The organism is Rhizobium sp. SG741, assembly GCF_012275435.1.
In the GTDB taxonomy this organism is placed as follows: Bacteria; Pseudomonadota; Alphaproteobacteria; order Rhizobiales; family Rhizobiaceae; genus Rhizobium; species Rhizobium lusitanum.
In genome coordinates this window covers 94,091-118,329 of sequence record NZ_JAAZQP010000012.1, presented here as the reverse complement: position 1 = coordinate 118,329, position 24,239 = coordinate 94,091, and the positions used below count along the sequence as shown (strand labels likewise).

At 59.8% G+C, this 24,239-nt stretch carries 20 protein-coding genes; 4 read left to right on the top strand and 16 right to left on the bottom strand.

From position 1 onward, the window contains the following. The first annotated feature begins 68 nt into the window (after window positions 1-68). Window positions 69-764, top strand: a complete 696-nt coding sequence (locus FHT29_RS26505; RefSeq protein ID WP_168600447.1) for an FCD domain-containing protein — start codon at window positions 69-71, stop codon at window positions 762-764. A 625-nt stretch (window positions 765-1,389) separates the two neighbouring features. On the opposite strand, the gene mgrA is transcribed toward FHT29_RS26505, so the two are convergent. The 7 genes from mgrA to FHT29_RS26470 form a co-directional block, all read right to left on the bottom strand. Next, window positions 1,390-2,415 (bottom strand): L-glyceraldehyde 3-phosphate reductase, encoded by a 1,026-nt coding sequence (gene mgrA, locus FHT29_RS26500; RefSeq protein ID WP_168600533.1) that lies wholly within the window; start codon window positions 2,413-2,415, stop codon window positions 1,390-1,392. 262 nt (window positions 2,416-2,677) lie between these two features. Beyond that, window positions 2,678-3,580, bottom strand: a complete 903-nt coding sequence (locus tag FHT29_RS26495; protein ID WP_168600446.1) for an ABC transporter permease — start codon at window positions 3,578-3,580, stop codon at window positions 2,678-2,680. Then, window positions 3,573-4,559 carry an ABC transporter permease gene (locus tag FHT29_RS26490; RefSeq protein WP_168600445.1) on the bottom strand — a complete coding sequence of 329 codons (987 nt, stop codon included), beginning with the start codon at window positions 4,557-4,559 and terminating at the stop codon, window positions 3,573-3,575. The genes FHT29_RS26495 and FHT29_RS26490 overlap by 8 nt, the downstream gene beginning before the upstream one ends. A 19-nt stretch (window positions 4,560-4,578) precedes the next feature. After that, the gene (locus FHT29_RS26485) at window positions 4,579-6,108 is read right to left on the bottom strand and encodes an ABC transporter ATP-binding protein (RefSeq protein WP_168600444.1); all 1,530 of its coding nucleotides are present in this window, start codon (window positions 6,106-6,108) and stop codon (window positions 4,579-4,581) included. A 129-nt stretch (window positions 6,109-6,237) separates the two neighbouring features. Further along, window positions 6,238-7,212: a nucleoside hydrolase gene (locus tag FHT29_RS26480; protein ID WP_168600443.1), complete on the bottom strand. Its 975-nt coding sequence runs from the start codon at window positions 7,210-7,212 to the stop codon at window positions 6,238-6,240. Window positions 7,213-7,257: 45 nt separating this feature from the next. Continuing rightward, entirely contained in the window at window positions 7,258-8,568 is a 1,311-nt protein-coding gene (gene xylA / locus FHT29_RS26475) for a xylose isomerase (protein ID WP_168600442.1), read from the bottom strand. Between the two features lie 165 nt (window positions 8,569-8,733). Next, complete coding sequence (locus FHT29_RS26470; protein WP_168600441.1) at window positions 8,734-9,906, bottom strand: BMP family ABC transporter substrate-binding protein; 1,173 nt, start codon at window positions 9,904-9,906, stop codon at window positions 8,734-8,736. 52 nt (window positions 9,907-9,958) lie between these two features. Here FHT29_RS26470 and FHT29_RS26465 point away from each other — a divergent pair, with 52 nt between their 5' ends. After that, window positions 9,959-10,657, top strand: coding sequence for a GntR family transcriptional regulator (locus FHT29_RS26465; protein ID WP_168600440.1), 699 nt, complete (start codon window positions 9,959-9,961; stop codon window positions 10,655-10,657). Between the two features lie 162 nt (window positions 10,658-10,819). Here FHT29_RS26465 and glxR read toward each other — a convergent pair whose 3' ends face one another. The 3 genes from glxR to gcl are packed head-to-tail and all read right to left on the bottom strand — an operon-like array spanning window position 10,820 to window position 14,352. Next, a complete protein-coding gene (gene glxR, locus FHT29_RS26460) occupies window positions 10,820-11,722 on the bottom strand; it encodes a 2-hydroxy-3-oxopropionate reductase (RefSeq protein WP_168600439.1) in 903 nt (300 codons plus the stop codon). 3 nt (window positions 11,723-11,725) lie between these two features. Beyond that, a complete protein-coding gene (gene hyi, locus FHT29_RS26455) occupies window positions 11,726-12,541 on the bottom strand; it encodes a hydroxypyruvate isomerase (protein ID WP_168600438.1) in 816 nt (271 codons plus the stop codon). 26 nt (window positions 12,542-12,567) lie between these two features. After that, window positions 12,568-14,352 carry a glyoxylate carboligase gene (gcl, locus tag FHT29_RS26450; protein WP_168600437.1) on the bottom strand — a complete coding sequence of 595 codons (1,785 nt, stop codon included), beginning with the start codon at window positions 14,350-14,352 and terminating at the stop codon, window positions 12,568-12,570. Window positions 14,353-14,548: 196 nt separating this feature from the next. On the opposite strand from gcl, the gene bhcR reads away from it, so the two are divergent. After that, the gene (gene bhcR, locus FHT29_RS26445; protein WP_168600436.1) at window positions 14,549-15,376 is read left to right on the top strand and encodes an HTH-type transcriptional regulator BhcR; all 828 of its coding nucleotides are present in this window, start codon (window positions 14,549-14,551) and stop codon (window positions 15,374-15,376) included. A 62-nt stretch (window positions 15,377-15,438) separates the two neighbouring features. On the opposite strand, the gene guaD is transcribed toward bhcR, so the two are convergent. Both guaD and FHT29_RS26435 read right to left on the bottom strand, forming a co-directional pair. Beyond that, complete coding sequence (gene guaD, locus FHT29_RS26440) at window positions 15,439-16,782, bottom strand: guanine deaminase (protein WP_168600435.1); 1,344 nt, start codon at window positions 16,780-16,782, stop codon at window positions 15,439-15,441. After that, window positions 16,779-18,020: a urate hydroxylase PuuD gene (locus FHT29_RS26435; protein WP_168600434.1), complete on the bottom strand. Its 1,242-nt coding sequence runs from the start codon at window positions 18,018-18,020 to the stop codon at window positions 16,779-16,781. The genes guaD and FHT29_RS26435 overlap by 4 nt, the downstream gene beginning before the upstream one ends. A gap of 138 nt (window positions 18,021-18,158) precedes the next feature. Between FHT29_RS26435 and FHT29_RS26430 the strand changes: the two genes are divergently transcribed. Next, a complete protein-coding gene (locus tag FHT29_RS26430; protein ID WP_168600433.1) occupies window positions 18,159-19,100 on the top strand; it encodes a LysR family transcriptional regulator in 942 nt (313 codons plus the stop codon). On the opposite strand, the gene xdhC is transcribed toward FHT29_RS26430, so the two are convergent. From xdhC to uraH, 4 genes are read right to left on the bottom strand one after another with little or no spacing between them, the layout of a single operon-like run. Next, window positions 19,043-19,921: a xanthine dehydrogenase accessory protein XdhC gene (gene xdhC, locus FHT29_RS26425; protein ID WP_168600432.1), complete on the bottom strand. Its 879-nt coding sequence runs from the start codon at window positions 19,919-19,921 to the stop codon at window positions 19,043-19,045. The two genes, FHT29_RS26430 and xdhC, sit on opposite strands and share 58 nt — an antisense overlap. A 4-nt stretch (window positions 19,922-19,925) precedes the next feature. After that, the gene (xdhB, locus tag FHT29_RS26420) at window positions 19,926-22,292 is read right to left on the bottom strand and encodes a xanthine dehydrogenase molybdopterin binding subunit (protein WP_168600431.1); all 2,367 of its coding nucleotides are present in this window, start codon (window positions 22,290-22,292) and stop codon (window positions 19,926-19,928) included. Between the two features lie 3 nt (window positions 22,293-22,295). Next, window positions 22,296-23,780 carry a xanthine dehydrogenase small subunit gene (xdhA, locus tag FHT29_RS26415; RefSeq protein WP_168600430.1) on the bottom strand — a complete coding sequence of 495 codons (1,485 nt, stop codon included), beginning with the start codon at window positions 23,778-23,780 and terminating at the stop codon, window positions 22,296-22,298. Window positions 23,781-23,785: 5 nt separating this feature from the next. Then, window positions 23,786-24,151 carry a hydroxyisourate hydrolase gene (uraH, locus tag FHT29_RS26410; RefSeq protein WP_168600429.1) on the bottom strand — a complete coding sequence of 122 codons (366 nt, stop codon included), beginning with the start codon at window positions 24,149-24,151 and terminating at the stop codon, window positions 23,786-23,788. Window positions 24,152-24,239 lie beyond the last annotated feature (88 nt).

Genomic DNA, 24,239 nt, shown 5'->3' with positions numbered 1-24,239 from the left:
GTGGTAATTCGCATTAAAAACCTATATCTGCCTTTGAAATAGATTTTAGTATCAAATGCGAGAAGACCATGGCAACGCAGCCGGCACTTACCCAGGCCGACAATGTTTATGAGCGGCTCAAGGCCGACATTTTGAGTTGCCGTCTGCGGCCCGGAGCGAAGATACGCATCAATGAGGTCGCGCGCGATTTTGAAGTCAGCCTGGGGGCGGTGCGTGAAGCACTGTCGCGGCTGGCTGCCGAAGACATGGCGGTCGCGACCGCACAAAAGGGGTTCAGCGTCCCCGATGTATCGATCGCCGATCTCCTGGACCTGACGGACACCCGCATTAAAATCGAAGAACTCTGCATACGTGCGTCAGTCAAGAATGGCGACATTGAATGGGAGACAGCTCTTGTGGCGGCGTTCCACCGCCTGCAACGCCTCCCGGAGACTGAGACCGACGGCGGCAAGCTCATCCTCAGCGAACGCTGGGCTTCGGCGCATCAGCAATTTCATCTGGCCATCGTTGCGGCATGCAACAGCCCGTCGTTGATGAAAATCCGGGCAGTGCTCTACGCTCAAACGGAGCGCTATCGACGTCTTTCCGTACCTATGCGTACGCATGATCGCGACGTGGCTGCGGAACACAAGGCGATCTTCGACGCCGTCATTGCTGGCGATGCAAATCTCGCTGTCGCACTGATGGAAACCCATTTGCGATCAACGACGGAAATTCTGGTAGAATCTCTTTCCGGTGTCGCGGACGTCCAGCCAAATGACTAAAAATTCAGGTACCGAGGTAGCCCGGGCACTGGCCGAATTAGCGAAAAATTGCCCTGATGTAAGACTTACCCATACGAAGACCGACCGATCGATATCGTACAAGACGGCTGTCACACAGGTGTCCGCCACGGCTTCCATGATCCTGATGGCACGGTAGCTGGTCTTACGGGGTGCCAATATGGTCCCGGCCGCTTCAGCGCGCTACTTGGCGAAGTGTGGTGAGCCGACGCCGACAGAATTGGCCGTCATTTCGGAATTCGGGTTAAAGTGGGGCGACGACGCGGTTATCGATGGGCAGAGGGCCGGGAGATGAAAGATAAAACTCCCGGCCTGATTCCGATCAATGATACCTCGACGATAATTACCGTGAGGGTGGTCCAATGACTTGGCTATTTTCTCGAAGCTTGCATGAAGACTAAATCGTTGGTGGCGCACTATGAGTTACATGCCCGGACAAAGCCTCGAGTGGCGCCGCCTTTCGATAGGTGCTGTTGCAAACGGGGTCAAATCATCCCGCGTTCAGATCTGTGATAAACATTACTGGGCAACAGAACAGACTTCCTTGCTCGATTGCTTCCGTCGGATCGCCGGCGAGACCAGCGACGAGGACGAAAAGCGTTTGGAGCTAGATGATGCGAGACTGGCTTCGCCAAAGATCAACCCCGCCCTCTGTGGCGAGCCGATCGATCGCAGAAAGTTCCTCGTCGGAAAAAGCAACATTCTTCAATGCATCAAGCGAGTCATCGAGTTGTTCGACATTCCTTGCGCCAATCAATGCAGACGTCACCGACGAAGACCGTAATATCCAGCCGATAGCCATCTGCGCAAGTGTTTGACCGCGTTTTTTTGCGATATCGTTCAGGCCACGGACTTTTTCGATGACGTCTCCATTCAGGAGGCTCTCACCGAAAGATGTGGAGCGCGTAACGCGAGCGTCTGCCGGTATGCCATTCAGGTACTTTGAAGTCAGAAGCCCTTGAGCTAAGGGAGAGAACGCGATGCAGCCGACGCCAAGGCCGTCAAGTACCGCCAACAACTTCTCCTCGATCCATCTGTTGAGCATGGAGTAAGATGGCTGGTGGATGAGCAGCGTAATGCCTTCTCTTTTCAGGCTTTCGAACGCTGCGCGAGTGCGCTCGGGGCTATAGGACGATACGCCAACATAGAGTGCTTTCCCCTGTCTGACGATCTGAGCTAGAGCTGCCACTGTTTCCTCCAGTGGAACATCTTCTGACGGGCGGTGTGAGTAAAATATATCGACGTATTCAACGCCCATGCGATCGAGACTTTGTTCCAGCGAAGCGATCAAATGCTTCCGCGATCCGCCAGATCCGTAAGGTCCGCCCCACATATCATAGCCGGCCTTTGTCGAAATGAGCAGTTCGTCGCGATGCGAGCGAAGATCCAAGTTCAGGATCTTGCCGAAGTTCTCCTCTGCCGAACCGTAGGGGGGACCATAGTTGTTCGCCAGGTCAAAGTGCGTGACGCCACGGTCAAAGGCGCGACGGATGACTGCTCTTCCTGTCTCGAATACGTCCGTCCCGCCGAAATTTTGCCAGAGACCAAGGGAGATAGGAGAGAGCTTTAGCCCGGAAGTTCCGCACCTCCTATACTCGGTTCCTTGATAGCGATCTGGCGCAGGAATGTACATTTGAACCTCCAGTTCTGTGTCGTCGTCAAAATATCGGTGATGCCCAAACCCGTTCGATTTAACCGCATTCACAGCAACGACGGTTGGGTTTAATGTCTTGCCTTTGTATCCACTAAATTCTCGCGTCTTGAGCACCCGATTGGCGCACTCCAAGTCGCTCTTGATCGGACCGTAGTTGATCGCGCAATACAGTTATGGCTACGCATATGCTGCAATGCCCTCTCCATGGCCCCGTCAAACCGAAAGAAGCGTCAGTAGATGTTCAGGTGGTGGCAGGCGCCCTTCTGTCGCGGGAGAGCAAGACGAGAGCGACCAGCGTGACCACGTACGGAATCGTGTTTGTCAACTGGTAGGGCACGCCAAATGAGCTCAGCCTCAGTCCCAGTGCGTCCGTCAGACCGAAGAGGAGCGCTGCGGCCGCGGCCCCCAGCGGATTGTCACGCGCCAGCATGATCGCCACGAGAGCAATCCATCCTCGCCCAGCCGTCATGTCTTCGGAGAACAAGGTGACCGCGCCTAAAGAGAGCTGCGCTCCCGCCAGGCCTACAAGTGCTCCGGTTAGAACGACCACGAGGAGCTGAAATCTCATCACGTTTATTCCAAGGGTCGTTGCAGCGGCAGTATTCTGACCGACACCTCTGATGCGAAGTCCTGCGGCGGTCTTGAACAGCACCACAGTGCAAACGATGAGCAGCACCCACGCCAGGTAGGTCAACGAAGTCTGGTTGCTGAAGGCCCGGCCGTATGATCCTAGAGCCTCGAGGAAGGGCAGCCTGATTTTCGAAAGCGGCGCGATCCGAGGCGAGGTGAATGTCCCACTTACGCCAAATATGCTGCGCAGTAGAAAAGCGGTGAGCCCCGACGCCAGCAGATTCATTCCCACGCAGATGACGACCGGGTTACCTCGCAGATAGGTGGCTCCGCCGCCCAGGATGATGGAGAAGGCCATCGTAGCAACCATCGCAAGGGCGACGCCACCCAGCTGGCTTCCGGTGACATAGGATCCGAAGACCGCGGCGAAGGCGCCGACCAGCATCTGCCCTTCCAGCGCCATATTGAAGACGCCGGCACGCGAACAAAGGAGCCCGGCAAGAGCCGCGAGAAGCAAAGGCGTCGCGGCCTGAATTGCGGAGAAGACAAGAAATGGTGAGATGATGTCAGTCATGGGATTCGTGCTTTCCGGGTTTCAAGGTGAGGACGAGCACCACTGCGGCCTGCATCATCGTCGTGAACACTCTCGGGACGCCGGTAGCGCGCTGCATGGCGAAACCGCCGGTCTGCAGAGCCGAAAAGAATAGAGCCGTGACGATTGAAAGAAGCGGATGCCCGTTACCGACTAGCGCGGCCATCAGACCTGAGTAGGTGTATCCGGGCGTCAGAAGCGCGCCGTCGATGAAGCGATAGAAACTTCCCAGCACAAGTACGCCACCGACCAGACCTGCGACAGCACCACCGGCCGCCATGAGCTGGAGGGTCTGCGCTTCGGTGTTCACGCCCGAATAGAGAGCGAACTTGCTGTTCCTGCCCTGCACCTGAACATGCATTCCGAAGACGGTGAAGCGGTCGATGATGACGACGGCGACACAGATCAATAAGATGAGGATCGCTCCAGCGTTGACCGATCCGCCAAGGAGGCCGAGCCGAACCCCTTCAGGCACCTGGACGGTCTGAGCCAGACCGGAACCGACGTCGGCCAGCGGCGTGGTCACCAGGTAAGAGGCGACGCCGACTATGGGATAGCTAAGGAGAAGACTTGAGATCAGCAGCGGAATCCGAAACCGTGTCTCCCCCAACGCCGCGACCAGCGCCACTAGCCCTCCGGTGACGATAGCAGCGAGGACTGCGAGCGCCGTCGTGAAAGCGCCCATCTGAGGACCGTAGATCGCGACGAGTGCTGCGACCAAGCCACCGGCGACGACCTGTCCGTCGCCTCCAAGATTGATGATGCCCGCGCGAAGTGGAATGGCGGCCGCCAAGGTCATTCCGACGAGGGGCACGGCCCAGTTGATGGTGTCGCTGAGGCTCTCCGGCGCCAGACTGCCGTTGATTAAGGACGCCATCGCGACGAACGGGTTCGTGCCCGATCCAGCAAGGATGGCCAGAGCAAGTACCGTCCCAAATACCAGCGCTCCCAGCGCAGCCATCCAACGGTTTCCGAAAACACTAGCGAGCATTCTCGCTTCTCCCTTCTCCCTTGGCACCAGCCATGTAGAAACCAATTTCCCGTTCATCGGTCCTGCGAGGATCCAACTCGGCGACGAACTTGCCTTCGTACATGACAAGGATCCGATCGCTGAGTGCCAGGATTTCAGGAAGCTCAGATGAGATAAGCAGGATGGCCTTGCCATTCGTCCGCTCGTCCAGGAGGACGCGATGTATGTACTCGATCGCGCCGACATCGACGCCTCTGGTCGGCTGCTCCACGACCAAGACCAGAGAGCCGTAGTCCAATTCCCGCGCGACGATCAGCTTTTGAAGATTTCCGCCGGAGAGTTTTCCGACCTTCGTCGTGGGCCCCGCAATAGCGACGCTGAAGGCAGAGATCAGTCTCTTGGCCTTTTCACGTAGTGCCGCACGGTCGACGATCCCCCGTCGGCTTTGAGGCGCCTTTTCAAGGCTGCCCATGCCGACGTTGATATCCGCTCCCATGTTCCAGACCGAACCGACATCATGACGGTCTTCTGGAATGAACGATAGACCTGTCAGGCGGCGCTTCTTCACGGACAGCGCAGTGATGTCCGTGCCTTTGATACGGATCTTCCCGCTCGCCATCTCTCCGATGCCGGTTATTGCGTTTGCCAGTTCCGTCTGCCCGTTCCCGGCGACGCCGGCGACGCCGACGATTTCGCCGGAACGCACCGTGAGCGAAAGACCGTCCACCAATGGCTTGTAACCAGAACCAACGGTCAGCCCTTCAACCACAAGCGCATCATCGCCCAAGTTAGGCGACGGACGATCTAGATGCTTGCTAACCTCGCGGCCAGTCATTGCGTTGACGATCTCGTCGGCGGTCGTTTCCTTGACGAGCGAACGTTCGGTCACCACGCCCTTTCGCAGCACCGTCACCCGGTCGCACACCGCCATGACTTCGTTGAGTTTGTGAGTCACGAAAACGAGGGCCTTGCCACTGTCGGCGAGCGAACGCATCGTCGCGAGCAGACCGTCTCGCTCTGAGGGCGAGAGAACCGCCGTCGGCTCATCGAGTATCAGAATGTCAGCGTTCCTATAGAGCGCTTTGAGAATCTCGACACGCTGCTGCATTCCGATCGGAAGCTTCCCGACGGTGGCATCTGGGTCAATCGGCAAATTGTGTTGCCTTGCAAGTTCGAGGACTCGTTGCCGGGCCTGTTGCCTTGCGATCAGCCCCATGCTGGTCGGCTCCGAACCGAAAATGATATTCTCCCAAACGGTGAGCGACTTGAATAGCTTGAATGACTGGTGAACCATGCCGATGCCCGCTGCAATGGCATCCAGCGGAGATGAGAAGGACACGTCCTTGCCCTTCAGCTTGATCGTCCCACCCGTCGGCTTTACGAGGCCGAAAAGCATTCCCATCAGCGTGGATTTACCCGCGCCGTTCTCGCCCATGACCGCATGGACTTCACCTGCGATGATATCGAGGTTCACATCCTTGTTGACGACGAGAGCGCCGTATTTCTTGTTTATTCCAACCGCCTGGAGAGCGCACTGCATTCCCGTGTCTCCTCGAATAGTGCGAGTGTCCGCCGCTATCGGTTGTCGGCGCGGATGGAACCGTGCGACAAGAACATGCGGAAATGGAACCGCCAAGATTGGTTGCCGGCTCCGATGACGTCAAGACGATCAGACCGCAGATGCGGTCTTGTCGGCGCTCAGAAGAGCGTTCATGAACATCTCGTGATAGCGATCGGTATCAGCGTCCACAACGATCCGGACGCCGCCATCCTTCGACGTGTCGGGCTCCGAAAGCGCACGAAGCTTCCGACGGTCGACGACGAGCATCGAGCGGGTGAGTTCGCCCCTCGTTTCCACATCCACCGGCAGGTGATGAACCTTTTTGATCAGGGTCGGATCCATCACCAGCGCGAGAAGCAGGCCAACGTGGCCCGCGCATGCCCTGATGCCATAGATCGTCTCATAGTAGTCGATGTAGTATGGGAGCACCTTGACCAGATGCTGTACGCCAGGATGCCTGACGCTCTTCATCTTCTCGACATCTTCGTCCGAAATCCGAGCATTCATCGATACGTCTAGCGTCAGGATCGTGAGAGGAAGCTTTGACGTGCAGACGATCTTGGCAGCTTCCGCGTCGCCGTCAACGTTCGCCTCGGCGACAGGGCTGGTATTGCCGGAGGCAGTGATCGCGCCGCCCAGCCAGTAGATCTGGCCGACCGTCCGCATCAGTTCCGGATCGATGCGTGTCGCGATCGCGATGTTTGTCAAACGGCCCATTGCAACGATTACGAGCTCGTCACCATACATGCGGATTTGCTCAAGCATCCAAATTGCAGCGTAGCCGGGCGTAATTTCGCTTTCGCGATCCTGCTTGCCAAGGGGACCGCGGCCATACTGGCCGTGGACGTGGGCCGCCGGGCCGCAGCCCGAAATCAAGGGGTCGGTAGCTCCCTTCACGACCGGAATTTTCTTGCCCATCAGTTCGATGATTTCAAGGGCGTGATACGCGCAGTCGATCATTTCGGCGTTGCCGAACGCACTGGTGACACCAATGATTTCGACTTCGTCGGAGAGCATTCCGTGGACGAAGGCCATTGCATCGTCGAGGCCGGTGTCGGAATCGATCAAGACTTTCTTTTTCATGAATATCCTCATTCTCTTTGGATTGGGTCGGTGCGATCCCTACGATCAGACGTAACGGTTCACGATGTTTTCCAGGAATTCCTGCTTGCCGGACTTCGGCTGCGGGTTGATGTCCTTGCTTTCGACCCAGTCGGCGATCTGCTCGAGCGAGTATTCGCCGCGCAGCAGCTTCTGGCCTTCCGCCGAATCCCAGCCGGAATAGCGGTCAGCGAGCGGCTGCGACAGCGCCTTGTCCTCGATCATCTTCGCCGCAGCCTTCAGCCCGCGGGCGCAGCAATCCATGCCTCCGATATGGCCGATCAGCAGGTCTTCCGGATCGAGCGACTGACGGCGCAGCTTCGAGTCGAAGTTGGTGCCGCCGGTCTTGAAACCGCCACCTGCCAGCACGTGGTAATATGCGAGCGACATTTCCGGAACGTTGTTCGGGAACTGGTCGGTATCCCAGCCGGACTGATAGTCGTTGCGGTTCATGTCGATCGAGCCGAAGATGCCGAGCGCATTGGCAAGTGCCAGTTCATGCTCGAAGGAATGGCCGGCCAGAATCGCATGGCCCTGCTCGATGTTGACCTTCACTTCGTTTTCGAGGCCGTTCTTTTTCAGGAAACCATAGACGGTCGCGACGTCGTAGTCGTACTGATGCTTGGTCGGTTCCTGCGGCTTCGGTTCGATCAGGATCGTACCCTTGAAGCCGATCTTGTGCTTGTACTCGACCACGAGGTTGAGGAAGCGGCCCATCTGGTCGAGCTCGCGCTTCAGGTCGGTGTTGAGAAGGGTTTCGTAGCCTTCGCGGCCGCCCCAGAGGACATAGTTTTCACCGCCGAGCTTGTGCGTCGCATCCAAGCAAGTCTTCACCGTTGCAGCCGAGAACGCAAAGACATCAGGATCGGGGTTGGTGGCCGCGCCTGACATATAGCGGCGGTTGGAGAACAGGTTCGCCGTGCCCCAAAGCAGCTTGACGCCGGTCGCGGCCTGCTTTTCGGCGAAGTAGTCGACGATCTCGTTCAAGTTCTTGGTGTTCTCGGCAAAGTTCTTGCCTTCCGGGCGCACATCGGCGTCGTGGAAGCAATAGTAGGGAGAACCGAGCAGCTGGAAGAATTCGAAGGCGACATCCGCCTTCAATTTGGCCGCCTTCATCGTGTCTTCGAACCACGGGCGCAGGAAGGTCTGGCCGCCGAAGGGATCGCCGCCCGGCCAGGTGAAGGTGTGCCAGTAGGCAACGGCGAAACGCAGATGATCTTCCATCCGCTTGCCGAGGACCACTTCGTCCTTGTTGTAGTGGCGGAAGGCCAGCGGATTGGTGCTGTCAGGGCCTTCATACTTGATCTTCTGGATGTCGCCGAAAAATCCGGTGCTCATTGCAGTTCCTTTTCCTTTCGATCTCGGCGCAAGATTGCGGTACGTACCTCAGAGTTTATTAATCTTGCGGCCTAGCGAAAATATTTTCGTTCGCACGCGGATTTCCCCCGCGCGAACGATGTGTGTGGAGAGCGGTCAGCCGATAAGGATTCTCAAGCGCAGCAGTTACTTCGCGGCTGCTGGATCGGTCACGGAAACCTTACCATCGACGATATCCTTGCGAAGCTGCTCGACCTTGGCCACGACGTCCTTATCGGTCGCCGCCAAGCACTGGCTCGGCTTGACCGCTTCGGAGGTCGTCGTGAGCGCGACACCGCCCTCCTTCAGGCCCAGAACCGTGTCAGGTTTCAGTTCCTTCTTCTCAGCAGCGCGAACGCTGATCTCGATGGCGACGTCAGCGCGCTTTTCGACATTATCGAGAATTGCGGCGGGAGCAGACGGGCAATGATTGATGTCGGGCATAACAACCGTTTTGCCGGGCATCGATTTGGCAGCATCGACCACACCCTCACCCGAGGCGCCGGCGGCAGCGATAATGGTGTCCACGCCGTCGAAATAGAGCGACTGCGCGATCTGCGACGCGCGGGCTGGGTCAGAAAATGGATTGGAGCCGCCAACCCACTGAACCGGGCGAACCGCCGCCTCTGGGCTGGCATGCATGACGCCCGCCAGGAACGCGTCGGTATAACGGTGTATCAAAGGAATATCCACGCCGCCGATTGCTGCAAAACCGCCGCCGGGCTTCATCCATCCCGCTTCCGCACCAGCTAAAAAGCTGACCTCATACTCTCTGAAGGTCACGCAATAGATGTTGTCGCCGCGATCCTTCGGGCAGTAGTCGATAGCGATGAAGGTGGTGTTCGGATTGCTCTTGGCGATCGGTGCGAGCAGGTCGGAAAATTCGAAGCCGATGGAGACGACATACTTCGCCCCTTCGCGTGCCGCAGCGTCGAGGTCGCGTTTGCGGGTGATCGGATCCACGCTCTCGAACACCTTCGCAGTGCCACCAATTTCCGCAGCGACTGCCTGGGCGCCGGCTGCTCCGCCCTTGAGGTATTCATTTACGCCCAGAGGGTTCGGTGAGACGTAGACTACGACGGGCGCAGCGGCATGGGCGGCACTCATCGCAATTGCCGAGAGGCCAGCAGCGAGCCAGATCGATCTTGATGAAAGCATTTCTTCTTCTCCTCCATGATGATGCGCTGTTCGAGGCTGTTCAAACGAGCAGCGCGTTCCCAATCTATTCGTATTTTTTGGTTCGACTATATTGATAGTCAATTTTGTGTTAGTGTTAGCCACAATGCTTCTTTTTGGCAAGCAGAAATCAGAGATTTCCATTTCGCCATCGCTGTGTCAAAAAGTGAAATCGAAAAGTTGCAAGGAAATCGTAATGGGTTATCGTTCCGACGAAGTGGCCAGCATCATCCGCGACGCCATCACCAGCCACAAGCTGCTGCCGGGCGACAAATTGATTGAGCGCGAGATCGTCGAATCGTTGGGTGTCAGTCGTGTTGTCGCCCGGCAGGCTTTGATCAGGCTTTCGGAAGAAGGTTTGGTAAAATGGCAGACAAACAAGGGGGCATCTGTGGCTTTCCCCGAACTCGGGGAAGTGGTCGCTCTATTCGACGCACTGATAATGATTGAGCGGGCGATCATCGAGAAAGCTGCCGACTACGTTCACACTGAAGCGTGGACGGACCTTCGGGTGCACGCGGACCATGAACTGTGTTTGAAGCACGATCATCCTGTCAGCGCGGCGGTCTTTCATTTGAAGCTTGCCGCCATGGTGCAAAACCAGTTCGTCAGCGACTTCTACGATCGCCTAAACAAAAAGGCAGTACTGCTGGCCGCAATCTATGGTCAGGCGAAGTCAGGGCGTCTGCTGATGCATGACCATGCCCGAATGCTTGACCTTATCGAAAGTGGACGTATCGATGAGGCGAAGAATCTTGCGGAAAGACACCAGGGAGAAATTCTGCGCAGCTATACTCTAAAGGAAGTGCGGGAGCACACCGGCTCACGATCGCTCGGTGATGTCCTTCGAGATGCGGCTCCCGCACACCAAGAAGCCAACCCATCAGACTCCTGATACCCCTCGGGGCGAAGGTATTTCGCTTGGCGACCGAAAACAGCATGTCGCAGCCACAATCAAAGTATACGCGTAGATGAAATAGATGCCGCCGACGATGACGGCCTCCCGCGACAGTGCTGTGAAAAGTGGTCCCAACATCGCAAAAAATCTTGGGGCGTTTCAAATTAGAGCAACGCATGACCTGAGCGTATGATTTGCCATGCGCTCCAGCGCCTTGACGAGGCCGGAATGATCGAGCCCGCTATCTCCGTTCGCGGCGCATTGGTTGAAGAGTTCCTGTGTCGCTGCGGTATTGGGCAGTGAAACGCCCAATGCCTTGGCGCCCTGGAGAGCGAGATTGAGATCCTTCTGATGCAGCGAGATGCGGAAACCCGGATCGAAGCTACGCTTGATCATGCGCTCCCCATGCACTTCGAGGATACGCGAGGAAGCAAAGCCGCCCATCAGCGCGTCGCGCACCCGCGCCGGATCGGCTCCAGCCTTGGAGGCGAAGACCAGCGCTTCGGACACCGCCTCGATCGTCAAGGCGACGATGATCTGGTTGGCGACCTTGGTGACCTGGCCATCGCCGCAATCGCCGACCAGCGTGATGTTCTTGCCCATCAGCTGGAGCAGCGGCAGCGCCCGGTCGAAACTCTCCTGCGAACCGCCGGCCATGATCGAGAGCGACGCATTCCTGGCGCCGACCTCGCCGCCGGATACCGGCGCATCGATATATTCGGCGCCGGTTTCACGGACCTTTTTGGCAAATTCCTTCGTCTCGATCGGCGAGATCGAACTCATGTCGATGACCAGCTTGCCCTTGGAAAGACCGTAGGCGACGCCGTTCTCACCAAAGAGCACATCCTTCACCTCCGGCGTATCCGGCAGCATGAGGATGATGGTATCGACGGCCTCGGCAAGCGCTTTCGGCGTGTCGACGAATTTCAGGCCATTGTCGATGAGTTCCTGGCGCGGCGGGATGAAGAATGTCGAGGTGACGATGGTGTGGCCGGCATCCTGCAGATGGCGCGCCATGGGCGTGCCCATGATGCCGAGGCCGATGAATCCGATGGTTGCCATGATCTAACTCCTGATCTTGAGAATGTCTGCGCTTCTGGTCTGCCGGCCGGCCGAAGTGAACCAACCGAGCCCAGCCTCCGTCGTGGTGCGCGGCTTGTATTCACAGCCAATCCAGCCGTCATAACCGAGTGCGTCGAGGGCCTCGAAGACGAAGGGATAGGCGATTTCACCGGTGCCCGGCTCACCCCGGCCTGGATTATCGGCCAGCTGGACATGGGCGATTTTCGCCTGATGCTTTTTGAACGTGCCGATCAGCTCGCCCTCAGTCCGCTGCTGGTGATAGAGGTCGTACTGGATGAAGAGATTGTCGCTGCCGACCTCCTCTATGATGGAGGCGGCTTGATCCGGCGTGTTGAGGTAGAAGCCCGGAATATCGAAGCGATTGACGGGCTCGATGAGCAACCGGATACCGAACTTGCTGAGCTCGTTTGCGGCATGCTTCAGGTTGGCGACGAAGGTGGTGCGCAGTACCTCGTCCGACAGGCCGACCGGCGCGATGCCTGCCAGGCAATTGACCGTTGTGCAGCCGAGCGCCGTCGCATAATCGATGGCCGAGGCGACGCCGCGACGAAACTCGTCGATACGATCCGGAAGGATGGCGATGCCGCGCTCGCCGCCGGCCCAGTTACCGGCCGGCAGATTGTGCAGCACTTGCGTCAGGCCATTGAGATCAAGGGCGGCGCGCAGCGCCTCCCTGTCGAAATCATAGGGGAAGAGATATTCGACGGCCTCGAAGCCGGCCTTGGCGGCCAGAGCGAAGCGCTCGAGGAACGGCACCTCATTGAAGAGCATGGTTAGATTGGCCGCGAATTTCGGCATGATTGTCTCCCTGAAACGGCCTGTTCTCAGTCCAGCAAGGCCAGCGTGGCGGTCGGAGCATCCTGCCCGTGTTCGGCAAGCTCTTCGAATTCGACGACGGCGTTGATGTCGGCGCCCATGGCGATGTTGGTGACGCGCTCGAGGATGAATTCGATGACGACCGGAACCTGATACTCCTTCATCAACTGCCTTGCCGTAACGAAAGCCTGCTGGATCTCGTTCGGGCTGCGCACGCGGATTGCCTTGCAGCCTAGGCCTTCGGCCACCGCAACATGGTCGACGCCGTAGCCCGGCTCGGCATCGTCGGAAGCATTGATATTCTCGAAGGCAAGGCTGACCTCGAAATCCATATTGAAGCCGCGCTGGGCCTGGCGGATGAGACCGAGATAGGAATTGTTCACGACCACATGCAGGTAGGGCAGCTTATGCTGCGCGCCGACCGCAAGCTCCTCGATGAGAAACTGGAAATCATAGTCGCCGGAGAGCGCGACGATCGTACGGTCCGGATCGGCGGCGCGCACGCCGAGAGCGGCTGGCAGCGTCCAGCCGAGCGGGCCGGCCTGGCCGCAATTGATCCAGTTGCGCGGCTTGTAGGCATGCAGGAACTGCGCGCCGGCAATCTGGCTAAGCCCGATGGTCGAGACATAGCAGGTGTCGCGGTCCAGCGCCTTGTTCATTTCCTCATAGACCCGCTGCGGCTTCAGGGGCACCTGATCGAAATGGGTCTTGCGCAGCATGCTGCGCTTGCGGCCGCGGCACTCCTCGGCCCAGGCGGACCAGTCGCGCAGCTTGCCGCCGACCTTCCATTCCGTCGCCACATCGAGGAACAGCTTCAGCGCGGCCCCCGCATCGGAGACGATGCCGAAATCGGGCGCAAACACGCGGCCGATCTGGGTCGGCTCGATGTCGACATGGATGAACTTGCGACCCTCCGTATAGGTCGGGACATTGCCGGTATGGCGGTTGGCCCAGCGGTTGCCGATGCCGAAGACGAAATCGGAGGCAAGCAGTGTGGCATTGCCATAGCGATGCGAGGTCTGCAGGCCGCACATGCCGGCCATCAGCGGATGATCGTCGGGGATCGTGCCCCAGCCCATCAGCGTCGGGATGACGGGAACGCCGGTGATCTCGGCAAATTCGACGAGAAGGTCGGATGCCTCGGCACTGATGATGCCGCCGCCGGCAACGATCAGCGGGCGCTCCGCCTCGTTCAGCATGGCAAGGGCTTTTTTGGCCTGCGCCCGGGTGGCAGCCGGTCTATAGGCTCCGAGCGATGCATAGGTCTCGATATCGAATTCGATCTCGGCAAGCTGAACATCGATCGGCAGGTCGATGAGAACCGGGCCGGGACGGCCGGAGCGCATGGTGTGGAATGCCTTCTGGAACACGAAGGGAACCAGCGCCGGCTCCATGACGGTGACCGCCCATTTGGTGACGGGGGCCGCGATCTTGGTGATGTCGACCGCCTGGAAATCCTCCTTGTCGAGGCGCGCGCGCGGCGCCTGGCCGGTGATGCACAGGATAGGGATCGAATCGGCGGACGCCGAATAAAGACCGGTGATCATGTCGGTGCCGGCCGGGCCTGACGTGCCGATGCAGACGCCGATATTGCCGGCGCGGGCGCGGGTATAGCCCTCTGCCATATGGCTTGCGCCTTCGACATGGCGGGCGAGGATATGGCGAACTGAGCCGCGCGCCTTCAGCGCCGAATAGAATGGGTTGATTGCAGCGCCCGGAACGCCGAAGGCGCAATCGACGCCTTCCCGCTCCAGCACCAGCACAGCAGCATCGACAGCACGCATTTTGGCCATGGGGGTATCCTCCGTATCTCTGGGACGAAGGTACCGGATCTGGCTCTGGGTGCAATTATAAAATGGAAATCAATCCCATTCTGTGGAAATAAACATTTTCAAGAAAACTAGAACAATCGGAGCGAAGCGGATATGTCGTGAAACCACAGCGGGTTGCGTCAAGCTGCGCGGCGCGCCTTGGTCAAAAGTGAGCGTTATGGCGGAAAATCGGGAAAAGACGAGGGGGAAACCGGGCCGGAAAGCCGCGGAGAATGCGGCAACCTCGTCCGTGCAGGTACTCGACCGCAGTCTGAAACTGCTGGAGTTGGTAGCCGAGGCTGATGGGGCGGTTTTGACCGATCTCGCCGACAGATCCGGCATGGCGCCTTCAACGGTGCACCGGCTGCTGACTTCTCTTGCCCAGCACGGCATGGTCGCCCACGACGATGAAACCGGCGCCTGGACGATCGGGGTGAAAGCCTTCGAGATCGGAACGGCCTACTTACGCTTCCGCAAGCTTGGCACGATCAGCCGGCCGTTCCTCAAACAACTGATGGAGGCGTCCGGCGAGACCGCCAATATCGCCATAGAGGAAGATGGCGATGTCGTCTTCATCTCTCAAGCGGAAAGTCATGCGCCGATGCGCGCCTTCTTCCGCCCCGGTCGGCGTGGGCCGATCCATGCTTCAGGTATCGGCAAAGCGATCCTTTCCACCTGGGCGGACGGCGAGATCGAGGCCTTGCTCGCAGGACGCTCGTTGCAGCATTTCACCGATAAAACCCGCGACACGTTGCCCATGCTGCTTGTGGATATGGCCGAGATCCGGTCTCGCGGCTGGTCGATCGATGATGAGGAACACACGCTCGGCATGCGCTGCGTCGCGGCGCCGATCTTCGACGAATATGGCGAAGCTATTGCCGGCATCTCGATCTCAGGTCCGGCGGTGCGGCTGCCGGACGAAAGGGTCGCAGCGCTTGGCCCCGTTGTGCGGGTGGCAGCGGAAGAGTTGACGAAGGTGATGGGCGGACGGTTGAAGCGAACCTGAACGACAACGCCGCCGTCCCCTCTCCGGAGACGACGGCGTCGACAGTCCACCACACAATTGGGTTAGGCGAGCTGCAATTGCTCGCGTGCGATCGTGTCCGCACTCTTACGCTTTGTCTTCATAGCCTTGCCGGCGACATAGACTTCCCTAACGCAGCGATCGTCGCCCATGGTCTGCAGGATGAATAGCTCTTCGGCCAATGAGGTCGCGGTGCGCATGCGGAACTCCATGGCCGACTTGGCGCTGGAATCAAGCACGACGATATCGGCATCCGCACCCGCCTGCAGCGAGCCGATCTGCTTTTCGAGACCGAGCGCCAGCGCGTTGCCGCGTGTCATGCGATAGAAGGAGTTGAACGGCGTCAGCCGCTGTCCTTGCAAGTGCAGCACCTTGTAGGCCTCATCCATCGTTTCCAGCATGGAAAAGCTGGTGCCGGCGCCGACATCCGTCGCAACCGACCAGCGGGCGCCGAGCCTGTCGAATTCCGCGGCGTTGAAGAGCCCGGAGCCGAGGAAGAGGTTAGAGGTCGGGCAGAAGACGCCGACCGCGCCGGTTTCTGCCAGCACCGAGATTTCCCGCTCGCTCATATGGATGCAGTGGCCGAGCAGCGTGCGATCGTTTAGCAACCCGTAGCGCGCGTAGATATCGGTATAGTCCTTTGCCTCGGGATAAAGCGAGGTGGCAAAGGCGATTTCGTCGCGGTTCTCGGAAAGATGAGTCTGCACGTAGCAGGAGGGATGCTCGGCCACGAGCGCCTGGCTCATCTCCATCTGCTCAGGCGTCGAGGTAATGGCAAAGCGCGGGCTGATCGCATAATGGCTGCGGCCGCGGCCATGCCATTTCTCGATCAGTCGCTTGGTCTCGTCATAGCCGCGCTGAGGCGTGTCGCGCAGCGCCTCCGGCGCATTGCGATCCATCATCACCTTGCCGCCGATCACGCACATGCCGCGGGCTTCGGCCGCCGCGAAATAGGCATCGACGCTTTCCGGATGCACCGAGCAATAGGCGACCGCCGTCGTCGTGCCATTGGACAGCAGCTCGTCCATGAAGCGGTCGGCGACCTCGGCCGCATGGGCGGCGCCGGCAAACTTCTGTTCCTCGACGAAAATATAGGTGTTCAGCCATTCCAGCAGCTGGGCGCCATAGGAGGCGATCGCCTGGGTCTGCGGAAAATGCAGATGCGTATCGATCAGCCCGGGCAGGACGAGGTTCGGCCGGTGATCCGCGACATCTGCATTAGCGCCGGCGCGTTTGCGGATGTCGCCATAGGAGCCGATCTCGACGACCTTGCCGTTGCGCACGAAGACGGCGCCATCCTCGATATAGCGATAGGAGGCAGCGTCATCGATCCCTTGCGGCTCGGAGACGAAGGTCAGCACACGGCCGCGGATCAGCAATTCACTCATTGGGTGTTCTCCCCACTGGTTGCACTTTCATACCAGGACACCAGCAGGCGCCGCTCGTCGTCGGTGATCTGCGAGACATTGGCCGGCGGCATGGCATGCGAGCGGCCCGCCTGCAGGTAGATCTCGCGGGCGTGGGCGGCGATATCGGCATCCGTTTCGAAGACGACGCCCTTGGGCGGCCGGACGATGCCCTCCCATCCCGGCTCCTTGGCGTGGCACATGGAACAGCGCCCCATGATGGTGTCGCGCACCTTCGGGAAGGCCTGCGCCGAGATGAACGGCTGCTGGATGACCGAAATCCGCACGTTTTCGGTTTCGCCCGTCAGCACCTTCGGCACGGTCGAAAGCCACATGATGATGATGAACAGCACGACGGTGACGAGCCAGGTCCAGGTCGGATTGCCGGCATCGGCATGGCGGGTGTTGAAGTAGTGGCGGATGGTAACGCCCATCAGGAACACCAGCGAGGCGATAATCCAGTTGAACTGGGTGCCGAAGGCCAGCGGATAGTGGTTCGACAGCATCAGGAACAGAACGGGCAGCGTCAGGTAATTGTTATGTGTCGAGCGCTGCTTGGCGATCTTGCCGTATTTTGGGTCGGGCGTGCGGCCGGCCAGCAGATCGGCGACGACGATCTTCTGGTTCGGAATGATGATGAAGAAGACGTTGGCCGACATGATCGTCGCGGTGAAGGCGCCAAGATGCAGGAAGGCGGCGCGGCCGGTGAAGAGGTGAGTATAGCCCCAGGCGACGAAAACCAGGATGAAATAGAGCGCCACCATCAGCCGCGTATTATCGTTGCCGAAGGGCGACTTGCAGATCAGGTCGTAGATGATCCAGCCGCCGGCGATCGTTGCGAGCGAGATGCCGATCGCCATCGGCTTGGAAACGTCGAGCACATGAGGATCGATCATGTAGAGATCGGCCCCGGCATAGTAGACGAGACAGAGCATGCCAAAGCCTGAAAGCCAGGTGACATAGCTCTCCCATTTGAACCAGACCAGGTGGTCGGGCATGTTGGCCGGCGCCACCAGATATTTCTGGATATGGTAGAAGCCGCCGCCATGGACCTGCCATTCCTCGCCGAAGGCCCCGGGCGGCAGATCGGGACGCTTCTTCAGGCCGAGATCGAGCGCCACGAAATAGAAGGACGAGCCGATCCAGGCGATCGCCGTGATCACGTGCAGCCAGCGGACGGCAAAGGTCAGCCAATCCCAGGCAATGGCAAATTCATACATCGTGATCTCCCGATTCTCAGATACGGTTCTGCCATCGCGGGACTTCCCCGGAAATCCCGTGAAATCCTCGAACACTTTCAAAAAAATCTATAAAATCGCCCCCGATGCTCCCCGCCCAACACTGTGGTAGAAAGCGCTATGTCCTATCTCGATAATGTGCGCGTCTTCGTTCGCGTGATCGAACTCGGTACGCTTTCCGCCGCAGGGCGCGATCAACGCGTGACCCCAGCGGTCGCCAGCAACCGCATCAAGGAGCTGGAACGCCATCTCGGCGTCCGGCTCTTCAACCGCACGACTCGCAAGCTGTCGCCGACCGAGCATGGGCGCGTCTTTTATGAGGGTGCAGCCAAGATCATCGAAGCCGTCAACGAGGCGGAGGCGGCGATCGCCGACCTGTCGCGCAATCCGAAAGGGTCACTCAGAATCACCGCGCCACTCGGTATCGGCCGCCGGCTGATCGCCTCGGGCATTCCGGAGTTTCACGACAAGTATCCCGACATCGAGGTACGTGTCCGTCTGTCGGACCACAATGTCGACATTCTCGCCGAAGGCGTCGACGTCGCCTTCAAGCTCGGCGTTCTCGAGGATTCCAACCTGCGCATGCGCGGCATCCTCAATTGCCAGCGCGTGCTCTGCGCCTCGCCAAGCTATCTCGCGCGCCACGGCACACCCGCAGGTGCGGATGCGCTGATCGCGGACAAACATGACTGTTTGCTGCTGCGCTATCCCGGCTCGAAGGAATATTTCTGGACGCTGGTGACCGCCGAAGGTCCGCGCAAATACGAGGTCGCCGGTCCCTATGATAGCGACGACGGCGATGTCCTGACGCAATGGGCGCTGGAGGGTCGCGGCATCATCAACAAGCCGCTCTTTGAGGTGAAGGCCTATCTCAACGAGGGCAGGCTGGTAGAGATTCTGAAGGACAGCCCGCCCGCCCCCGTGCAGCTCGCCGCGATCTATCCGCACAAGGGCTTCCAGGACCCGAAGGTGCGCCTGATGATCGATTTCATGGCCGACCGCTGTCAGCGGCTGATCGGCAAGCTGCTCGAGGAAGAACCCAGAGAAACCGAAGGGGCCTGAGTCCGCTTTGCCGACCAAGTCAGCGCCGCCGTCATGATCTCGGCGGCCGCCAGCGTGGCGATGACCGCCGGGCGCTTGTCCTTCACGACGGTTCCGCCGATCGGGCAGATCAGATTGTCGAAGAGCTCGGGCTGGCCAACCTCGCGCAGCAGCCAGCTGCGGAATGTCGCCCGCTTGGTGGCGGACCCGATCATCCCGACATAGGCGGCATCGGTGCGCCGCAGCGCTTCGGTGGCGATCAGGAAATCCAGTGCGTGATCATGGGTGAGGATGACGAAGCTGCTGCCAGCAGGCGCATCGTGGACGACGGCCTCCGGTATCGCCGTCAGGCATGTTTCGATATGCGGCACCGTCGAGGCGGCCAATTCATCTTCGCGCGTATCGACGAGCACCACGCGCAGCGGCGCCAGCGACAGCGCCAGTGCCAGCGCATCGCCGACATGGCCGGCCCCGAACACATAGACATGCGGCCGCGCCACCATTTCCCGGTCGCTGCGGGCAATGAGTTCGCTTTCGAGGTCCGGAACCAATGCCGTGAGGGAAAGATTGACGCGACCGCCGCAGCACTGGCCGATTTCCGGACCAAGCGGCACGTTCATCGACGCGGCAGGTACGCCGAGCCGCAATGCCCGACGTGCCTGGTCGATGGCCATATGTTCGAGCTGGCCGCCGCCGATGGTGGCAAAGATCGCTCGCTCCGACACCAGCATCCAGGCATCGGTATCGCGCGGCGTCGATCCTGCCACGCCCTCGACCTCGATCAGGACCGAGACCGGCTCGCGGCGCAGAAAATCGCGGATATCTTCGCGCGCCCAACGCATCGCCTCACTCCCCCTTCGCCGCCTTGTTTGCCGACTTGAGGCGCTCGATAGCCATCAGCACCCGCTCGGGCGTTGCCGGCGCATCGAGGCGCGGGCAAATCTTGTGGCCGGCGACACTCGCCACCGCATCCGAAAGGGCATGCAACACGGAAAGTCCGAGCGGCAACGGCGGCTCACCGACCGCCTTGGAACGATGAACCGTCGGCTCGTAGGCCTGCGACCAGTCGGTCAGCGCCACGTTGAAGATCTTCGGCCGATCGGAGGCGAGCGGGATCTTGTAGGTGGAGGGCGCATGGGTGCGAAGCCGCCCCTTGCCATCCCACCACAGTTCCTCGGTCGTCAGCCAGCCCATGCCCTGGATGAACCCGCCCTCGATCTGGCCGATATCGATCACGGGGTTCAGCGAACGGCCGGTATCGTGGAGGATATCCGAGCGCTCGACGATATATTCGCCGGTGAGCGTGTCGATGGAGACCTCCGAGCAGGCGGCACCGTAGGCATAATAATAAAACGCGTGGCCGCGGCCCTTGGCGCGGTCCCAGTGGATTTTCGGGGTCTTGTAGAATCCGGCCGCCGAGAGCTGGACACGCGCCATATAGGCCTTTTTGACCAGATCGTTGAAGGTGATCTCGTTTGCGCCGACGCGCACACGGTTGGGCAGGAAGGTCACCTGCTCGGCAGGCACATGATAGGTTTCGGCAGCGAACGCAATCAGGCGCTCCTTGATCTGGCGAGCGGCATTCTGCGCCGCCATAGCGTTCAGGTCTGACCCCGAGGAAGCAGCGGTCGGCGACGTGTTCGGCACCTTTGCCGTAGTGGTCGCTGTAATTTTCACCCGATCGAGGTCGATCTGAAGTTCTTCCGCCACCACCTGTGCGACCTTCAGGTGAAGCCCCTGCCCCATCTCCGTGCCGCCATGGTTCATGTGCACAGAGCCGTCGGTATAGACATGCACGAGGGCGCCAGCCTGGTTCAATTCCGTCTTGGTGAAGGAGATACCGAACTTGACGGGTGTGAGCGCCATGCCGCGCTTGACGACACGGTTCCGGGCATTGAACTCCTGAATTGCCCGGCGGCGCCCGGCATAGTCGGCGCTCTCTTCCAGCTCGGCGACGATCCGCTGGATGATGCAGTCTTCGACCTTCTGGTGATAGGGCGTCAGGTTGCGTTCGCCCTCGACGCCCATGGCGTCGTAGAAATTCAGCTTGCGGATATCGAGCGGATCCTTGCCGACGGCAAAGGCGACCTCGTCGATGACGCGCTCGGCGCCAACCATGCCCTGCGGCCCGCCAAAGCCGCGGAAGGCAGTGTTCGAGACGGTGTTGGTGTAGAGCGGCGCCGACTTCGCATGAACCGCCGGGAAGAAATAGGCGTTGTCGCAGTGAAACAATGCGCGGTCGCCGACCGGGCCGGAGAGATCGGCGGAGAAACCGGCTCTGAGTGCAAAAGTGTAATCGATCGCCAGGATTCGCCCCTCATCGTCGAAACCGACATCGTAGTCGATCGCGAAGTCGTGCCGCTTGCCGGTGGCGGTCATGTCCTCGTCGCGGTCGAGCCGGATCTTGACGGCACGCTTCAGCTTCTTGGCCGCGATCGCGGCGAGCGCGGCACATTGATTAGCCTGGGTTTCCTTGCCGCCGAAGCCGCCACCCATGCGGCGCACCTCGATCGTCACCGCATTGCTCGGCACGCCGAGCGCATGGGCGACCATGTGCTGCGTCTCGCTCGGCCCCTGGGTCGAGCAATAGACGATGATTTCGTCATCCTCGCCGGGAAGCGCCAGCGACACCTGTCCCTCGAGATAGAAATGATCCTGGCCGCCAAGGCGCATACGGCCCTGGACGCGGCGCGGTGCACTTTCGAGCCCGGCCGCCGCATCGCCGCGCTTCAGCGTCAGCGGGGTGACGACCTGGCGGTGCGTGGAGACATCGAGATCCCAGATATCGATCTCGGCCGGCAGCTCCTCATAGGTGATCTTTGCAAGGCGGGCTGCGCGGCGCGCCTGCTCGCGGGTTTCGGCGATGACGCAGAAGATCGGCTGGCCGTGGAACTCGACCTTGCCGACGGCGAGCACCGGATCGTCGTTCATATTGGACGGCGAGATGTCATTGACCCCCGGCACATCCTCATGGGTCAGCACCGCGACGACACCGGGTGCGTCAGCGACGGCCGAGAGATCGACCTCCTTCAGGACGCCGTGTGCGACATTCGACAGGCCGAGCCCGGCATGCAGCGTGCCTGCGGGTTCGGAGATATCATCGATGTAGATCGCCGTACCGGCGACGTGCTTGTGGGCGGAATCATGGCGCGGGCTGGTATGGACGCCACCAGTGATCGTTTCGGCCTTGATGTCGGCAGTGTGCTTGTTCATGGCTCACGCAGCCTCGTATCTGGACACCTGCGCCTGTTCGGCGCCCGATGTCGTTTCCAGGTAGAATCTGAGAAGAAGGTTTTTCGCGACCAGCGCCCGGTATACGGCAGTGGCGCGCATGTCGCTCAGCGGCGCATAATCTTCCGCGTAGCGTTCCATCGCCCGTTCGACCGCGACTTCGTTCCAGGGTTGCCCAAGCAGGGCTCCCTCCACCGCGGACGCCCGTTTCGGCGTCGCTGCCATGCCGCCATAGGCGATGCGGATTCCAGCCACGGTGCCGTCGGCCGAAAGCTTGAGGCAGAAGGCCGCCAGCGTCGCCGTGATATCCTCGTCACGCCGCTTCGTCACCTTGTAGACGGCGAATGTCTCGTCGGCTGCGGGTATGGGCACATGCACTGCCTCGACGAATTCGCCGGGCTGGCGGTCCTGCTTGCCATAGGCGATGAAAAAATCCTGCAGCGGGATCGTCCGCCGCTCCGCGCCCTTGCGCAATGTCAGCGTTCCACCCAGCGCAATCAGCGGCGGCGGCGTATCGCCGATCGGCGAGCCGTTGGCGATGTTGCCACCAATCGTGCCCATGTTGCGCACCTGTTGTCCGCCGATGCGATTGACTAGCTCGCCGAGCGCCGGAATGTATTGCGACAGCGTTTCGATCGCCTCGGAATAGGTGACCCCGGCGCCGATCGAGATGACGCCGTCCTTCACCGCCAGGGTCTTCAGCTCGTTGATCCCGGCAATGAAGATCACTGGAGAAATGCGCCGCATGTGCTTGGTGACCCAGAGGCCGACATCGGTAGAGCCGGCGACAACAGTGGCGGACGGCAGGGCATCCCGAAGCGCGGCGAAATCATCGAGATCGGCAGGCACGATCAGCTTGCCGTCCCCACTCTCGATCTCCACCCGCGCGCCGTCCCGCAATGCCTGCAGACGTGTGATCATCGCCGCACGCTCGACAAGCAACGGATCCTTCTCGGTGCCGCCATAGTTCGAGATCGCGCGCGCGGCGCGCAGGATCGGCTCATAGCCGGTGCAGCGACAGAGATTGCCCTGAAGGGCGATTTCAATCTGCCTGTCCGATGGCACCTGCGTCTGCATCCACAGACCGTAGAGCGACATGACGAAGCCCGGCGTGCAGAAGCCGCATTGCGAGCCATGGTGGTCGACCATCGCCTGCTGTACCGGATGCAATCGTCCATCGCGCCCGGCCAGATGCTCGACCGTCACCACGTGACAGCCATCGAGCGATCCCATGAAGCGGATGCAGGCATTAACGCTTTCGTAGACAAGCCGGCCCGCCGACGTCAGCCGCCCGACGAGCACGGTGCAGGCGCCGCAATCGCCTTCGGCGCAGCCTTCCTTGGTGCCCTTCAGGGAGCGCGACAGGCGCAGCCAGTCGAGCAGCGTTTGATTGGGCGCTATATCGGAAAGAGCGATGTCCTGACCGTTGAGGATGAAGCGCAGTTTGGAGCGGGTCGGAATGGCGGTCATGATCTTTAACTCCCGCGATAGGTGGAATAGCTGTAGGGGGAGAGCAGGAGCGGCACGTGATAATGCGCTTGCTTTTCGGTAATGCCGAAGCGGATCGGGATCAGATCAAGAAATTCGGCGGGCGCGCCCAAACTGCGGAAATAACTGCCCGCGTGGAAGCGCAGCTCGTAAATGCCGGGCTCCATGGCTTCACCCGCCAGAAGCGGCGCATCGCAGCGGCCGTCATCATTGGTCTCCACGGATTTGAGATGGCGGCGCTTGCCGTCCTCGATGCGGTAGAGGTCGATGTGCAGCCCGGCGGCGGGTTTGCCCTGTGCGGTATCCAGCACATGGGTCGTCAGTCGGCCGATTTCTTGCGAGTGAGACTGCATATTTTCTCTCGAACGTAGTTTTCCGGTCTCCACTATCCGACGGGTGCATTTCTATGAAAAGCAGCGAGATTCTTCGAGACTTTCAAAT

Excerpts from the sequence above, each read along its gene's own strand:
- FHT29_RS26505 (WP_168600447.1), top strand. The coding sequence starts at position 69 with ATGGCAACGCAGCCGGCACTTACCCAGGCCGACAATGTTTATGAGCGG.
- mgrA (WP_168600533.1), bottom strand. The coding sequence starts at position 2,415 with ATGTACATTCCTGCGCCAGATCGCTATCAAGGAACCGAGTATAGGAGG.
- FHT29_RS26495 (WP_168600446.1), bottom strand. The coding sequence starts at position 3,580 with ATGACTGACATCATCTCACCATTTCTTGTCTTCTCCGCAATTCAGGCC.
- FHT29_RS26490 (WP_168600445.1), bottom strand. The coding sequence starts at position 4,559 with ATGGCTGCGCTGGGAGCGCTGGTATTTGGGACGGTACTTGCTCTGGCC.
- FHT29_RS26485 (WP_168600444.1), bottom strand. The coding sequence starts at position 6,108 with ATGCAGTGCGCTCTCCAGGCGGTTGGAATAAACAAGAAATACGGCGCT.
- FHT29_RS26480 (WP_168600443.1), bottom strand. The coding sequence starts at position 7,212 with ATGAAAAAGAAAGTCTTGATCGATTCCGACACCGGCCTCGACGATGCA.
- xylA (WP_168600442.1), bottom strand. The coding sequence starts at position 8,568 with ATGAGCACCGGATTTTTCGGCGACATCCAGAAGATCAAGTATGAAGGC.
- FHT29_RS26470 (WP_168600441.1), bottom strand. The coding sequence starts at position 9,906 with ATGGAAATCTCTGATTTCTGCTTGCCAAAAAGAAGCATTGTGGCTAAC.
- FHT29_RS26465 (WP_168600440.1), top strand. The coding sequence starts at position 9,959 with ATGGGTTATCGTTCCGACGAAGTGGCCAGCATCATCCGCGACGCCATC.
- glxR (WP_168600439.1), bottom strand. The coding sequence starts at position 11,722 with ATGGCAACCATCGGATTCATCGGCCTCGGCATCATGGGCACGCCCATG.
- hyi (WP_168600438.1), bottom strand. The coding sequence starts at position 12,541 with ATGCCGAAATTCGCGGCCAATCTAACCATGCTCTTCAATGAGGTGCCG.
- gcl (WP_168600437.1), bottom strand. The coding sequence starts at position 14,352 with ATGGCCAAAATGCGTGCTGTCGATGCTGCTGTGCTGGTGCTGGAGCGG.
- bhcR (WP_168600436.1), top strand. The coding sequence starts at position 14,549 with ATGGCGGAAAATCGGGAAAAGACGAGGGGGAAACCGGGCCGGAAAGCC.
- guaD (WP_168600435.1), bottom strand. The coding sequence starts at position 16,782 with ATGAGTGAATTGCTGATCCGCGGCCGTGTGCTGACCTTCGTCTCCGAG.
- FHT29_RS26435 (WP_168600434.1), bottom strand. The coding sequence starts at position 18,020 with ATGTATGAATTTGCCATTGCCTGGGATTGGCTGACCTTTGCCGTCCGC.
- FHT29_RS26430 (WP_168600433.1), top strand. The coding sequence starts at position 18,159 with ATGTCCTATCTCGATAATGTGCGCGTCTTCGTTCGCGTGATCGAACTC.
- xdhC (WP_168600432.1), bottom strand. The coding sequence starts at position 19,921 with ATGCGTTGGGCGCGCGAAGATATCCGCGATTTTCTGCGCCGCGAGCCG.
- xdhB (WP_168600431.1), bottom strand. The coding sequence starts at position 22,292 with ATGAACAAGCACACTGCCGACATCAAGGCCGAAACGATCACTGGTGGC.
- xdhA (WP_168600430.1), bottom strand. The coding sequence starts at position 23,780 with ATGACCGCCATTCCGACCCGCTCCAAACTGCGCTTCATCCTCAACGGT.
- uraH (WP_168600429.1), bottom strand. The coding sequence starts at position 24,151 with ATGCAGTCTCACTCGCAAGAAATCGGCCGACTGACGACCCATGTGCTG.